The following is a 13,280-nucleotide window of genomic DNA, read 5'->3' on the forward strand; positions in this document are numbered from 1 at the left end:
AGTCGTTTGGTAATGCACCTATAAAACCACCTCTGGGTATCGAACCAGTTGCTGGATGGCCAGTGAACGGCAACAACTTTTTTTGGTTTCTGCGAGCTACGGTGAAGCACTGGAAAGCTTCATTTTTAATCCCTGGGTCGGCTGCTGCCCTTCGTAACTGGTCGTTATCGACCGAACGCAAGGAGGTAGGAACCTTTAAGGCCCACCCTCCCACAACTCAGCAGCCACCTGGGAGCATTGCTACGTCCAGTAATCGACCTGATGATGCCAGCCGCTCGACAAAAGTCGCAATTCAATCCCGAGCAATCTTGTCATTTGCCAAGGCTTAGGGCAGGGTCGATACCACTGAGATTTCTGCCAAAGGAGTCACCCATGTCAAAGCTCTATCCCAGTATCGATCCTGAGGGGCTGGTCGAGTACTCGGTGGTCTACACCGACCGCTCGCTCAACCACATGTCGCAGTCGTTTCAAGGCGTAATGAAGAACATTTCCAGCACCCTGAAACAGGTCTACAACGCCCAGGCTGTTGCGGTGGTCCCGGGCAGCGGGACATTTGGCATGGAAGCGGTGGCGCGACAGTTTGCCACCGGCCAGCAATGCCTGGTGATACGCAACGGCTGGTTCAGTTACCGCTGGAGCCAGATCCTTGAGATGGGCAACATCCCGGCGGCCACCACGGTGCTGAAAGCCCGACCGGTCGACACTGGTCGCCAGGCTGCCTACGCCCCACCCCCTCTGGACGAAGTGCTGGCAGCCATTGCGGCGCAGAAGCCGCAGATTGTCTTCGCCCCCCACGTTGAAACCTCATCAGGGATTATCCTGCCCGACGAGTACCTGCGGGCCGTCGGCGACGCCGTGCATGCGGTGGGTGGCCTGTTCGTGCTGGACTGCATCGCCTCAGGCACGCTTTGGGTTGATATGCAGAAATGCGCAGTCGACCTGCTGATCAGCGCACCGCAGAAAGGCTGGAGCGCCTCCCCTTGCTGCGCCCTGGTGATGCTCAGTTCTTTGGCTCTCGAGCGCATCGAACAGACGCATAGCAGCAGCTTCGCCTGCGACCTGAAAAAGTGGCTTCAGATCATGCAGGCCTACGAACAGGGCGGACATGCCTACCATGCGACCATGCCCAGCGATTCCCTCGCGCGATTTAACGAAGTGATGAAAGAAACGCAAGCCTACGGTTTCGACAAGGTCCGCGGCGAACAACAGGCTCTGGGCGATCGGGTGCGCGCAATGTTGACCGGCAAAGGCATCAAAAGCGTGGCCGCAGCCGGCTTTCAGGCTCCTGGCGTAGTGGTGAGCTACACCGATGATGCCGACATCAAGAGCGGTAAGAAATTTGCCAACCACGGCCTGCAGATCGCCGCCGGAGTGCCGTTGCAATGCGACGAGCCGGCCGACTTCCAGACCTTCCGCATCGGTCTGTTCGGACTCGAAAAGCTGCACAATATCGAGCGCACGGTCAGCACCCTCGAGCAGGCACTGGACGAGGTGATGGTTAACTAAGCCCTCATCTTGCCCGCAGCACAAGTCAGTGCAATTACCCCATTGATGGGGCAGCGGTGATTGGGAAGGATGTCTTCGCGGGCAAGTCTAATCGCCGCCCGCGAAGTGGCCAGATCAAACACTACAACTCTCTGAGTTAATCCGCCGCTGACCGAGCCCGTAACCGCCGCCCAATCACATCCAGTGCTGACTTCAAACTGCCAGGACTAATGGGCAGATCCACGCGATTCCAGCTCTTGCAGCTTCATCTGCGCCAGCGGATGCCCGGCCTTGGCGGCCATTGCCCAGAAACGCGCCGCTTCTGCCGGATCCGGCGCCTTGCTCGGGCTTCCGGCGAGGCTGATCACACCCACCTGATAGGCCGCCTTGCCATCACCGGCCAATGCCGCCAGGCGCAGCAGCCGAACACCCTCTTCGCGCGCGCCCAGGCCGACGCCACGAAAGGTCAGGATGTGCCCATAGAAACTCATGGCGCGGACATCGCCCAGGTTCGCCATGCGCGCGAACTGGCCTTCCAGCCAGCTCCAACCGCGAGGCTGGCGCACAAACCATGGCCAGTGAAACAACCGGCGGGCCAGCCAGTAACCGGCCCGCGCCTTTAGCCGCAGAAACACTCAGGCTTCCGCCGATTCGGGGTACTCGTATTCGAACACGCGAACCACTTCCGACGCGTGCCACGAGGCTGCGGCGACGCCGTCGGACGGGCCGGTGAAACGCCCCAATCGCTCGACACACTCGAAGAAACCGGTTCGCGGCAAGCGGCTGGCACCCTGGCTGATCACCAGCGAACTGCGCAGCGGCTGTTCGGCCTTGGCATCCAGCGCGGCCAGATGCTCAAGTGCGGCAGTCAAGGTTTGCATGGCTGGCGTAGGAAGCTGCAAACGCTCCAGCAATGCCCGATACGTCAGGAGATGGCGCTGACGGCGCGCCTGATCCAGCTCCCCCAGCAATCCGTCCCAATGGTGACGACTGATGCGTACGCTCACGATTCATCCCTCCACCCTGGCACCGTCAATTCCCAGGCCAGGCTGCGGCGAATCGCGGCGTCGGGTTGACGCTCACCACTTTCGATCAAGGCCAGATAAGACGGGCTGATGCCTACCGTGCGGGCGAGCGCCTCGATGGCGATGCCCTTCCCTTCGCGCAAACTGCGGAGTTGATCCAGACCTGGAAGAATGGCGTCTGGCGTTGTCGCGAGCGGCGTCGTGGCCGGACGCGACGGTGCTTCGTTGATGCCTGCTGCTTTCAGTAGAGCCTGATACTGAGCCCACGGCAGAACCGCGTATTCGGGCTCGCCTTCGCGTGTAATTATCTGAATATCCATGACTACCCCGTAGGACAACAACACTTAGCGAGTCGGCACTTTTCCCTAGAAGTGTAATCCTAACAGCGGCCAAGGTCGCGGGGGCTATCTATCTAAAGCACAGACTGGATCGAATCAGGTTTTTTTCGGTTTCTGCAGCTTGAGTTGCTGAGGGGTGTCGGGCAGGCGCTCGACCACGGCGAGCTTTTCCGGTACCTGGCGTTTGCGCCAGGTGCGGAAGGCGTTGAGTTCATCGTCGAGGACTTTCATCAGCCAGGCCAGCACGGCGATGTCATCGATCATGCCGAACAGCGGCAGAAAATCCGGAATGGCATCGACCGGGCTGAGGAAATACATCAGGCCGGCGACCACCGATATCAGCGCCTTGGGGCTGATGGCCCGATATTCGCCACGCCAGTACGCCAGGCACAGCGCCTGCAACAGGCGCAGATCATCCTTGAGCTTGCCCAACCGGTTACCCTGGCTGGCACTTTTACTCGCCACCGCAAACAGCAAGGTCGGCAAGCGCCCGCGGGCGAGCAGGCGTCCGGCCAGGGGCAGGAAACGAGCAAAATTCCAGGGTGCTTTCATGACGCCTCCGGCAAGAATGTTATCCACACAAATTGTGGATAACCTTGTGAACAGAGCCACTTTTCATGGCTGAAAGGCCCGCTGCATAAGGGCTGAACTCAGATCGGGCGTTTTTTGCCCATCTAAAAAAACCTAATATTTCATTGACTTGGAGGTCTACCGAGGGTTAGGCACGGCCCCTACACTGACTATGACTTCAGCTTACCGCAACTGTTCGCTTTGTTTACCCATTCAGAATGCCAGATGCGACAACGCCCCGCATGAGCGAGGCGTTGTCGTCAAAGCAGACGCGGATTACTTGGCAGCGTCTTCTTTTGCTGGATCCTTGATTGCCAGCAGTTCCAGGTCGAATACCAGCACCGAGTTGGCCGGGATCGCCGGGCTTGGGCTTTGCGCGCCGTAAGCCAGTTCGCTAGGAATATACAGCTTGTACTTCTCGCCTACGTGCATCAGTTGCAGGCCTTCGACCCAACCCGGGATCACACCGCTGACCGGCAGATCGATCGGGCTGCCGCGCTCGACGGAGCTGTCGAAAACGGTGCCATTGGTCAGTTTGCCGGTGTAGTGAACGGTCACTACGTCAGTCGGCTTCGGCTGGGCGCCATCGGCTTTCTTTTCCACTTCATATTGCAGGCCCGAAGCGGTGGTCACGACGCCAGCTTTCTTGGCGTTATCTTCGAGGAATTTCTTGCCGGCGGCTGCCGACTCTTCGCTCATCTTGGCCATACGCTCTTCGGCACGCTTTTGCAGCGCGGCGAAGGCTTCTACCAATTCTTCATCCTTGAGCTTCTGTTCTTTCTTGCCGACCGCATCTTCGATGCCCTGGGCAACGGCTTTGGAGTCCAGATCATCCATGCCTTCCTGAGCCAGGCTCTTGCCCATGTTCAGGCCAATCCCGTAGGAAGCTTTTTGCGCCGGGGTTTTCAGCTCTGCGCTGGTTTGCGAGTCGCAACCCGCAAGTACCAGGCTAACCAGGGCCACCGCCGCCGCCAACCGATGCTGTTTCATGCTATTTCCTTGTTCATGCGCCTAAAGGGCAATCGAGTAAAGTCGCGAGCTTATCAGGCGGCCACGACCAATGGCTACCGGCATGAGAGCCGCAAACTGGCGATAAGTTCAGGTGTTTAAACGCATTTAGCCATGTTGATGATGAAACTTCTGTCATCTTGCGCTCAGGGGGGCTGAACATCTGGCGTAATGGCCTCTTGCCGCATAACTGGCGCTGAGGCATAACGGAAGAAAAAATCGACAAGGATGTTCAACGTGCGCCTTTTGCTCCGCTTGCTGGGTCTGATTGTTGCCCTGGCGGCCCTCGCCGTGGCCGTGGTCCTGTACTACATCGCCAACCCGAAACTGCCGCGCCACGCGGCCGCGCAACAGGTGCATTACCTGGACCAATGGAGCGCCGAAGATCGCCAGCGTTACTATTTCACGCCTCAGGGCACTCAGGTCAAGGGCTTGCACTACGACTGGTTCACCGCCCTGGAACTGCCGTTTTCGCAACGACGATTTGCCTCTCCCGAGTACCTCGCGCGCTTCGGTTTCCTGATCGAACTTGAGCAGAAACCCACACCGGACAACCCCGGCAACCTGCCCGTGGGCTTCGCCCGGCATCAGAATCCCGGAAGTGCGGATACATTTCTGGATATTACCTGCGCCGCCTGTCACACCGGTGAACTGCGCTTGAACGGTCAAGCCGTGCGCATCGACGGCGGCGCTGCGCAGCATGTGTTGCCCTCCAGTGTGCCCACCCTGCAGGGCGGCAGTTTTGGCCAGGCACTGGTGGCGAGCCTGGCTTCTACTTACTACAACCCATGGAAGTTCGAACGTTTCGCCCGCAAGGTCCTGGGTCCTGACTACGAGGCCGGACGCCAACAGCTGCGCGAGGCATTCAAGGGCTCCCTCGATACCTTCCTCAAAGTTGCCTGGAATGACACTCATCGCGGGCTCTACCCGACCGAAGAAGGTCCCGGACGTACCGACGCGTTCGGGCGCATTGCCAACGCCAGCTTCGGCGACGCGATTTCCCCCGCCAACTACCGCGTGGCCAATGCCCCCGTCGACTACCCGCAGTTGTGGGACATGTGGACCTTCGACTGGGTGCAATGGAATGGCTCGGCGCAGCAGCCCATGGCGCGCAATATCGGAGAAGCTCTGGGGGTAGGCGCCACGCTGAACTTTTTCGATAGCGACGGGCAGCCACTCAAGGGCGACAATCGCTATCCGTCCAGCGTCCGGGTGCGTGATTTACACCTGATCGAGCAAACCCTGCAACGACTCAAGCCGCCAGCCTGGCCGGAAGAATGGCTGGGCGCGGTCGACAAACCGCTGGCCGCCAAGGGTCGCACGTTGTTCACGCAGAACTGCGCCGGCTGCCACGTACCGCACGTCAGCCTCAGCGAAGGGCGCCCGGTGCAACAGCTGAAAATGCTGCCAGTGGAGGTGATCGGCACCGACCCCGGCGCAGCCAACAATATCGCCGATCACCGCTTCGACCTGACGGCCTTGCAGTGGGACCCGGCCGAGCTGGCGCGACTGGACGTACAACTGCATCCAGCCCCCACCGAACCTCTGGACATGAGCCAGCTTTCGGTCGCCAAGGGGTTGGCCTACGTCACGGCATTCGTCGGCAACCGCGCCTATCGCGAGGCCGCCATCACGCCGACCGAGCGAGCGGACATGGATGGCTTCGGCCTGCCGATCGGGGTCCAGGAATTGCGTGCCTACAAGGTCCGCCCCTTGGCGGGCGTATGGGCAACGGCGCCATTCCTGCACAATGGTTCGGTGCCGAGTATTTATCAATTGCTTTCGCCCCAGAACGAACGCGCCACCACCTTTTACAAAGGCACCTTCGAGTACGACCCGAGGCACTTGGGCTATCGCACAGAAGCTTTTACCAATGGCTTTGTGTTCGACACCCGCATTACCGGAAATCACAACAGCGGCCACGAATTCCGCGCCGGCAAGCGTGGCAACGGCGTGATCGGCCGCTTGCTGCAACCCGAAGAGCGCTGGGCGTTGCTGGAGTATTTGAAAGTGCTGGGCGGCCCCCTGGAGGCGCAACTGCCATGAAATTTCTGTGGATGCGCCTGGGCGCCTTTCTCGGCAAGACCCTGCTCTGTTTGCTGGGCCTGGGGTTACTCGGCTGGGCATTAGCCACGGCGTGGTTCGCCTGGCAGCACCGTGGACCGGTGTCGGCGCAAGAGCTGATACCCGATGGCGAAGCCGCGATGACCCAGGACATCATCCAGACGGCGGTGCGTATCGTCGACCAGCACCGTGAAAGCACCCGCTACCTGCGCGATGCCCACGCCAAGGCCCACGGCTGCGTGAAAGCCGAGATTCAAGTGCTGCCGGACCTGGTGAACGACCTGCGTCAAGGGGTGTTCAGCGAACCGGGCAAAACCTGGCAGGCGACCCTGCGCCTGTCCAATGGCAACGCCTACCCTCAATTCGACAGCATCCGTGATGCTCGGGGCATGGCGATCAAGCTGCACGATGTGCCCGGCAAACAGTTGCTCAGCGATCAACCGGGTCGAGGTGAACAGGACTTCGTGATGTTCAGTCATCCGAACTTTTTTGTCAGCGATGTCGCCGAGTATCGTCAGAATGTGGCCGCCCAGGCGGACGGCAAAAAGGCACTGGCGTTCTTCCCGAGCCGGGACCCGCGCACCTGGCAGCTCCGCCATCTGTTTATCGCCCTGGCGACACTCGCCCCCGCCCCGGAAAGTCCGACGCGGGCAACTTACTTTTCGGTTTCGCCCTACAAGTTCGGTGAGGCCAATGCCAAGTTTCGGGTCATGCCGGATCCTGACAGCTGCCCGGCCTACACCCTACCCGCGCAGAATCAGAAGTTGCCGAATTTCCTGCGCAATGCGCTGTACCAGCAGTTATCGACCGATCGGATGCCGGCGTGTTTCGTCTTGCAGATACAGCGGCAAGACCCGGGCAAGTACATGCCGATCGAGGACACCAGCATCGAATGGCAGGAAAGCGATGCTCCCTTCGAGACGGTGGCGCGGATCACCCTGCCCGCCCAGGATTTCGACACCCCGGCACTGAACCTGCAATGCGATAACCAGTCTTTCAACCCATGGTTCGGGATTGAGGCGCACCGCCCCATCGGCGGAATCAACCGGCTGCGCAAAGCTGTTTATGAAGCGGTCAGCGACTATCGACACAGTCGCAATGCCGAGGCTTCACTGCGCTGACTCGGACTCGGACTCAATGAACACCGTCGCAGCCGCAGCCCCAGCTGGAGCTGGAGCCTGGACCCGGCCCTTTGGCCAGACATCGCTCGGATAAAGGACACTCAGGGTGCCGGCAGCCGCTACCAGATCGACAAACGCTTGCGGACGCAATTCACCGCTCACTATTTTTTGTTCAAAATCTGGATAGCCAGTGTTTTGCGGATCCAGTTGCGCCATCAGCCCCTGGACTTTCTCCGGCTCCGGCTTGGCAAAACGCAATACAGCCCCATCAGGCGTGCACAGAAACAAGCGATGATGAGGCGCTACGCTCACTCGGCTTAACCCGATGCGCATATCTTTGATAGAGAAGAAGTTTTTATAGGTTTGCAGGTCCTGTGAGGGAAGCCTGTCAGCAGCGATCGAGCTCATGGAGTGATAGAAGCCGTGAACCCGAAACTCTGCCGGGAGCAGTATGTTTCCGTGCAGATCCCTGGGGAAGAGAATGTGCCTGTCGAAACTGGCGTAATCACTCGACACAGGTGCGGTGACGACAAAAATATCCTGGGTTTTGTGCTTGAGAACAATGCCGACGTACTGCTGCTCGTTCGATAACTCGAGCATCTGCTCGTGGAGATAATGAGCCACTGCACTGGCATCCCCGAGGACCGGCCCACAGACAGGCATCAGCTCTATCGGCGGATTGTGCTGCAGTATGTCGTTCCTCCAGCTGGCTTTCAGCTTGCCCCTACGCCTCCAGAGACTACCGGCTACCAGCGTAGTTACACTACCGGCCGCCAATGCCAGCAAAATCAGGATACTGCTTGGGATTGCACCTCTTTCATACAGGCTCTCGAAAGCTTGCGGTCTACCATCAGGTTTTTTCTGAAGCCGGGGCGACAACTCCTTCTCGAAGTCTGATTGGATTGAGGTGTAAGCGATGAGACCGCCATCACTTGTCGACAGATAACATCTGGAATATTTACGTCGCGAAGACATTACCTTGGACAAATCGGCAACTGCATGGAACAGCTTGCGCTGGCCCCACTCCGCAGTGCTTTCATCCATGCCTCTGACCTTGTCGACGTGGGAGAGCAAGCCCGCTTCGAGGGTATATCCGCTCGGCACATCCATCTCTCCTGTGAGATTCACGGATACGGCTAACGGGAAATCAGGGTTTTGTTGTGTATCAGCATTTTCATCGGCGTCCCTCACCTCCTGGGCACAAAAAAAATGCCCTTCCTGGTTTTTGAGGATAAAGCCCGTGAACTCGGTACCTCGCCGACCTTTCAACGTCTCATGCATACAGGCTGCGGCGTCATCACAGGTCAGGAAAGCCGGATTCGATCCTGCTACCGAATCGGTAGAGGATGACGAAACAACAATTTCTGGAGGGAGGATATTCATGCTTTCAGTCTCTCGGTAGATTTCGAACGCTTTCCATGACCGTCATGGAAACGTTGCCCATCATCCGAAAGCAGCGTGCCTTGCAGGCACTACATAGTTATATCCACGGCATCCAGAGCAGAATTGCCAAACGCCAGACAGCAAAAAGCCCGCATTGAGCGGGCTTTCTGTGGTGACCTGGCGTTCAGTGTTCCAGGTAACCGAATATGGCGCAGCGGACGGGACTCGAACCCGCGACCCCCGGCGTGACAGGCCGGTATTCTAACCGACTGAACTACCGCTGCGCGAAACGCTTGAAACGAATGGTGGGTGATGACGGGATCGAACCGCCGACATTCTGCTTGTAAGGCAGACGCTCTCCCAGCTGAGCTAATCACCCTTCGCTTCGTTACGGGACGCATTATGCCACAAGTTTTCGTAATGTGTTGATTTAATTGAAGTTTTTTTCAAATAAATCCGAAAACCGGTGGAACGACACATCCTGCGGGTACAACGTAAAAACTTGAGACAGAAAAAAACCCGCGTTAGCGGGCTTTTCCGTGGTGACCTGGCGTTCAGTGGTCCAGGTTACCGAATATGGCGCAGCGGACGGGACTCGAACCCGCGACCCCCGGCGTGACAGGCCGGTATTCTAACCGACTGAACTACCGCTGCGCTAAACACTTGAAACGAATGGTGGGTGATGACGGGATCGAACCGCCGACATTCTGCTTGTAAGGCAGACGCTCTCCCAGCTGAGCTAATCACCCTTCGCTTCGGTGTGGCGCGCATTCTACGGAGCGCCCCCACCTCTGGCAAGCACTTTTTTAATTAATTTTCTGATGCCTTCCAAAGGCTTAGAGAAGGGTTGGCCTATGGCACACGGAAGACAATAATGCCCCCCTTTGTATAAAGGAGAGACTCACCCCATGTGGTTCAAAAACCTGCTTATCTATCGCCTGACCCAAGATCTGCCTGTTGATGCCGAGGCGTTGGAGACTGCACTGGCCACCAAGCTGGCGCGTCCATGTGCAAGCCAGGAGTTGACCACCTACGGTTTCGTCGCGCCGTTCGGCAAGGGCGAAGATGCCCCCCTGGTGCACGTCAGCGGTGATTTCCTGCTGATCAGCGCGCGCAAGGAAGAACGCATTCTGCCGGGCAGCGTCGTGCGTGACGCGGTGAAGGAGAAGGTCGAAGAGATCGAGGCCGAGCAAATGCGCAAGGTCTATAAAAAGGAACGCGATCAGATCAAGGATGAAATCATCCAGGCCTTCCTGCCGCGCGCCTTTATCCGTCGCTCCTCGACCTTCGCCGCCATCGCGCCGAAACAGGGCCTGATCCTGGTCAACTCGGCCAGCCCGAAACGCGCCGAGGACCTGTTGTCCACCCTGCGCGAAGTGATCGGCACACTGCCGGTGCGCCCACTGACAGTGAAAATGTCCCCGACCGCGACCATGACCGAGTGGGTCACCACCCAGAAAGCCGCGGACGACTTCTTTGTGCTGGACGAGTGCGAACTGCGCGACACCCACGAAGACGGCGGCATCGTGCGTTGCAAACGCCAGGACCTGACCAGCGAAGAGATTCAGCTGCACCTGAGCACCGGCAAAGTGGTCACTCAGCTGTCGCTGGCCTGGCAGGACAAACTGTCTTTCGTCCTCGACGACAAGATGGTGGTCAAGCGCCTGAAGTTCGAAGACCTGCTGCAAGACCAGGCGGAACAGGACGGTGGCGATGAAGCCCTCGGCCAACTGGATGCCAGCTTCACCCTGATGATGCTGACCTTCGGTGACTTCCTGCCGGCATTGGTTGAAGCGCTGGGTGGCGAAGAGACTCCGCAGGGGATTTAAAGCCTATAGATTTCCCCTGTGGGAGCGAGCTTGCTCGCGATAGCGGAGTATCAGTCGATATATTTTTTGGCTGTTATACCGCTATCGCGAGCAAGCTCGCTCCCACAGGTTTTTTGGTGCTTCTGAAATCACTTCAATAACAAGGATCAGGCCATGCGCGCACTGGCTGCATTGAGTCGTTTTGTCGGTAACACCTTCGCCTACTGGGTACTGATTTTCGCCGTCGTGGCGTTCCTGCAACCGGCTTGGTTCATTGGCCTCAAAGGCGCCATCGTGCCGTTGCTGGGGCTGGTGATGTTCGGCATGGGCCTGACCCTCAAGCTCGAAGACTTCGCCGAAGTCGCCCGCCATCCGTGGCGTGTTGCCTTGGGCGTGGTGGCGCATTTCGTGATCATGCCCGGCGTGGCGTGGTTGCTCTGCCAGGCTTTCCATTTGCCGCCAGAGATTGCCGTCGGTGTGATTCTGGTCGGCTGCTGCCCAAGCGGCACCTCGTCGAACGTGATGACCTGGCTGGCACGCGGGGACCTGGCGTTGTCGGTGGCCATCGCCGCAGTGACCACCCTCCTCGCTCCGCTGCTGACGCCGGCCTTGATCTGGCTGCTGGCTTCCGCCTGGCTGCCGGTGTCGTTCATGGAGCTGTTCTGGTCGATCCTCCAGGTGGTGCTGCTGCCGATCGTGCTGGGTGTCGTTGCCCAGCGTCTGCTCGGGAACAAGGTTCGCCACGCGGTGGACGTGTTGCCTCTGGTTTCAGTGGTGAGCATCGTGATCATCGTCACCGCTGTGGTGGCCGCCAGCCAGGCGAAAATTGCCGAGTCGGGACTGTTGATCATGGCCGTGGTCATGCTGCACAACAGCTTCGGTTACCTGGTGGGCTACTTCACCGGGCGCCTGTTCAAGCTACCACTGGCCCAGCGCAAATCCCTGGCACTGGAAGTCGGCATGCAGAACTCCGGACTGGGTGCAGCCTTGGCCAGCGCGCACTTCTCGCCGCTGGCGGCGGTGCCGAGCGCACTGTTCAGTGTCTGGCACAACATATCCGGGGCGCTGCTCTCGACGTACTTCCGCCGCATGAGCGAGAAGCAAGATCGCCAGGTCGCGGCTCAGCAGGCGGCTGACTGAACCGCGAACTTGTTCGAAAACTTGATCCCCGGGTTAATGCTGGGCACTATATTGCGCAACGCGAGGACGACCTCGCGGCTCGATCGAGTCATTAACCTGGGGACGACCCCGTCAATCGATGGAGGTCTTCCATGTCCTGGATCATTCTGTTTTTCGCGGGTCTGTTCGAAGTGGGCTGGGCCGTTGGCCTCAAGTACACCGACGGCTTCAGCCGTCCGCTGCCCACCGCCCTCACTGTAGCGGCCATGGCAGTCAGCCTTGGCTTGCTGGGCCTGGCCATGAAGGAATTGCCGCTGGGCACGGCCTATGCAATCTGGACGGGTGTGGGTGCTGTCGGAACAGTGATTGCCGGAATCATTCTGTTTGGCGAATCCATGGCGCTGTTCCGATTGGCCAGTGTGGCATTGATCATCGCCGGGCTGGTCGGGCTTAAAGTCAGCGCCTGATGCCTGCAAAAAAAAAGCCCGCCCCCTGTCGTCAGGGGGCGGGTTTTTTCATGGGCGTCTACCCGATCAGGTTTCGGCCAGCGCCAGGCGCTCACGCATCACCGGGGCCTTTTCCGAATGCTCCAGCTGCATGCAACGTTCCAGGAACAGGAACATATAGTCGTAGCTCTTGCATACGGCCTGACGCAGTTCCACTTGCAATGACTTGCTCGGATTCATGCCCGCCAGCGTGCTGATGATTTCGAGCGCTTCCCACGGGTGGGCATCGTCATACTGGGCATGCATCTTCAACCACTTCATGGCCCGCTTGCGATCCTCCTCAGGAAACGCCGCCGCGTAAAGACCATTGGAACAGACCAGCGCCGACCACTCCCCGGTCGCGCCTTCAATGGCGTAGTTGGTGGCGGCAATGGCAACGATCAGCGAATCGGCGGAACTGGTGTGCCAGCACCAATGGCTCAATGCGTGTAGCTCAGGTGCCACCTGCTGCGCCTGCAGATCCTCCAGGCTGACGCCGTGAGCACGGCTCCAGTTCACCCAGTATTCGGCATGGTTCAGTTCGACACGAATATTGCGCATCAACCAGCGACGCGCCATGTCCTCGCCCGGGTGGCGGGCAAAACGGGTCTTGGTCAGGTTCTGTGCCATGTATAACGCGAACTGCTCGACCACGGGCCAGCCACCGATCAGGTACTGGCGCATCGTCCTGGCGCTGAGTCGGTTATCTCGCATGCGCTGATACAGTTCGTGCTCTACAACCCGGCGCTTACTCTCGCTGCAATCCTGAATCAGGCGCTGGGCCCAGGCGGGATAACTTGCAGCTTCCATGAGTGGGCCGGTTCGGTTGAATGTCTCGATCACTGTCGGGTTCCTTTTGATTGTGATTGTTCTG

The 13,280-nt window shown here is 58.8% G+C and carries 13 protein-coding genes and 4 tRNA genes; 6 read left to right on the plus strand and 11 right to left on the minus strand.

The genetic code is table 11. The features are described 5' to 3' along the window. Nucleotides 1–372: 372 nt before the first annotated feature. Complete coding sequence (locus tag ACA054_RS24730; RefSeq protein ID WP_497686604.1) at nt 373–1,506, plus strand: aminotransferase class V-fold PLP-dependent enzyme; 1,134 nt, start codon at nt 373–375, stop codon at nt 1,504–1,506. 206 nt (nt 1,507–1,712) lie between these two features. Here the strand turns inward: ACA054_RS24730 and ACA054_RS24735 are convergent, their stop codons facing one another. The 5 genes from ACA054_RS24735 to bamJ all read right to left on the minus strand — a co-directional run bounded on the left by ACA054_RS24735 (nt 1,713) and on the right by bamJ (nt 4,408). Then, on the minus strand, nt 1,713–2,120 hold the full coding sequence (locus ACA054_RS24735; protein WP_497686605.1) for an SEL1-like repeat protein: 408 nt from the start codon (nt 2,118–2,120) through the stop codon (nt 1,713–1,715). Continuing rightward, nucleotides 2,121–2,492 carry a hypothetical protein gene (locus ACA054_RS24740; protein ID WP_008060892.1) on the minus strand — a complete coding sequence of 124 codons (372 nt, stop codon included), beginning with the start codon at nt 2,490–2,492 and terminating at the stop codon, nt 2,121–2,123. Continuing rightward, nucleotides 2,489–2,830 (minus strand): helix-turn-helix domain-containing protein, encoded by a 342-nt coding sequence (locus tag ACA054_RS24745; RefSeq protein WP_497686606.1) that lies wholly within the window; start codon nt 2,828–2,830, stop codon nt 2,489–2,491. The genes ACA054_RS24740 and ACA054_RS24745 overlap by 4 nt, the downstream gene beginning before the upstream one ends. A gap of 114 nt (nt 2,831–2,944) precedes the next feature. After that, a complete protein-coding gene (locus ACA054_RS24750) occupies nt 2,945–3,400 on the minus strand; it encodes a YkvA family protein (protein WP_497686607.1) in 456 nt (151 codons plus the stop codon). Nucleotides 3,401–3,694: 294 nt separating this feature from the next. Beyond that, on the minus strand, nt 3,695–4,408 hold the full coding sequence (gene bamJ / locus ACA054_RS24755) for a BamJ family beta-barrel-assembly machinery protein (RefSeq protein WP_497686608.1): 714 nt from the start codon (nt 4,406–4,408) through the stop codon (nt 3,695–3,697). 255 nt (nt 4,409–4,663) lie between these two features. On the opposite strand from bamJ, the gene ACA054_RS24760 reads away from it, so the two are divergent. Then, nucleotides 4,664–6,472: a di-heme-cytochrome C peroxidase gene (locus tag ACA054_RS24760; protein ID WP_497686609.1), complete on the plus strand. Its 1,809-nt coding sequence runs from the start codon at nt 4,664–4,666 to the stop codon at nt 6,470–6,472. Further along, nucleotides 6,469–7,611 carry a catalase family protein gene (locus ACA054_RS24765; protein WP_497686610.1) on the plus strand — a complete coding sequence of 381 codons (1,143 nt, stop codon included), beginning with the start codon at nt 6,469–6,471 and terminating at the stop codon, nt 7,609–7,611. The genes ACA054_RS24760 and ACA054_RS24765 overlap by 4 nt, the downstream gene beginning before the upstream one ends. Here ACA054_RS24765 and ACA054_RS24770 read toward each other — a convergent pair. The 5 genes from ACA054_RS24770 to ACA054_RS24790 all read right to left on the minus strand — a co-directional run bounded on the left by ACA054_RS24770 (nt 7,600) and on the right by ACA054_RS24790 (nt 9,743). Next, nucleotides 7,600–8,994 (minus strand): hypothetical protein, encoded by a 1,395-nt coding sequence (locus ACA054_RS24770; protein ID WP_497686611.1) that lies wholly within the window; start codon nt 8,992–8,994, stop codon nt 7,600–7,602. The two genes, ACA054_RS24765 and ACA054_RS24770, sit on opposite strands and share 12 nt — an antisense overlap. 207 nt (nt 8,995–9,201) lie before the next feature. Continuing rightward, a tRNA-Asp gene (locus ACA054_RS24775) sits at nt 9,202–9,278 on the minus strand. Between the two features lie 19 nt (nt 9,279–9,297). Continuing rightward, nucleotides 9,298–9,373, minus strand: a tRNA-Val gene (locus tag ACA054_RS24780). 198 nt (nt 9,374–9,571) lie between these two features. Continuing rightward, nucleotides 9,572–9,648 (minus strand) — tRNA-Asp (locus ACA054_RS24785). A 19-nt stretch (nt 9,649–9,667) separates the two neighbouring features. Further along, nucleotides 9,668–9,743 (minus strand) — tRNA-Val (locus ACA054_RS24790). Nucleotides 9,744–9,902: 159 nt separating this feature from the next. Between ACA054_RS24790 and rdgC the strand changes: the two genes are divergently transcribed. The 3 genes from rdgC to sugE all read left to right on the plus strand — a co-directional run bounded on the left by rdgC (nt 9,903) and on the right by sugE (nt 12,388). After that, a complete protein-coding gene (gene rdgC / locus ACA054_RS24795) occupies nt 9,903–10,823 on the plus strand; it encodes a recombination-associated protein RdgC (RefSeq protein ID WP_008060875.1) in 921 nt (306 codons plus the stop codon). A 153-nt stretch (nt 10,824–10,976) separates the two neighbouring features. Beyond that, a complete protein-coding gene (locus tag ACA054_RS24800; protein ID WP_497686612.1) occupies nt 10,977–11,942 on the plus strand; it encodes a bile acid:sodium symporter family protein in 966 nt (321 codons plus the stop codon). Nucleotides 11,943–12,073: 131 nt separating this feature from the next. Further along, nucleotides 12,074–12,388, plus strand: a complete 315-nt coding sequence (sugE, locus tag ACA054_RS24805; protein WP_007945200.1) for a quaternary ammonium compound efflux SMR transporter SugE — start codon at nt 12,074–12,076, stop codon at nt 12,386–12,388. A 66-nt stretch (nt 12,389–12,454) separates the two neighbouring features. Here the strand turns inward: sugE and ACA054_RS24810 are convergent, their stop codons facing one another. Next, nucleotides 12,455–13,249: an iron-containing redox enzyme family protein gene (locus tag ACA054_RS24810; RefSeq protein ID WP_497686613.1), complete on the minus strand. Its 795-nt coding sequence runs from the start codon at nt 13,247–13,249 to the stop codon at nt 12,455–12,457. Nucleotides 13,250–13,280 lie beyond the last annotated feature (31 nt).

This window comes from Pseudomonas sp. LBUM1653 (assembly GCF_059716115.1).

Excerpts from the sequence above, each read along its gene's own strand:
- ACA054_RS24730 (WP_497686604.1), top strand. The coding sequence starts at position 373 with ATGTCAAAGCTCTATCCCAGTATCGATCCTGAGGGGCTGGTCGAGTAC.
- ACA054_RS24745 (WP_497686606.1), bottom strand. The coding sequence starts at position 2,830 with ATGGATATTCAGATAATTACACGCGAAGGCGAGCCCGAATACGCGGTT.
- ACA054_RS24750 (WP_497686607.1), bottom strand. The coding sequence starts at position 3,400 with ATGAAAGCACCCTGGAATTTTGCTCGTTTCCTGCCCCTGGCCGGACGC.
- bamJ (WP_497686608.1), bottom strand. The coding sequence starts at position 4,408 with ATGAAACAGCATCGGTTGGCGGCGGCGGTGGCCCTGGTTAGCCTGGTA.
- ACA054_RS24765 (WP_497686610.1), top strand. The coding sequence starts at position 6,469 with ATGAAATTTCTGTGGATGCGCCTGGGCGCCTTTCTCGGCAAGACCCTG.
- ACA054_RS24770 (WP_497686611.1), bottom strand. The coding sequence starts at position 8,994 with ATGAATATCCTCCCTCCAGAAATTGTTGTTTCGTCATCCTCTACCGAT.
- rdgC (WP_008060875.1), top strand. The coding sequence starts at position 9,903 with ATGTGGTTCAAAAACCTGCTTATCTATCGCCTGACCCAAGATCTGCCT.
- ACA054_RS24800 (WP_497686612.1), top strand. The coding sequence starts at position 10,977 with ATGCGCGCACTGGCTGCATTGAGTCGTTTTGTCGGTAACACCTTCGCC.
- sugE (WP_007945200.1), top strand. The coding sequence starts at position 12,074 with ATGTCCTGGATCATTCTGTTTTTCGCGGGTCTGTTCGAAGTGGGCTGG.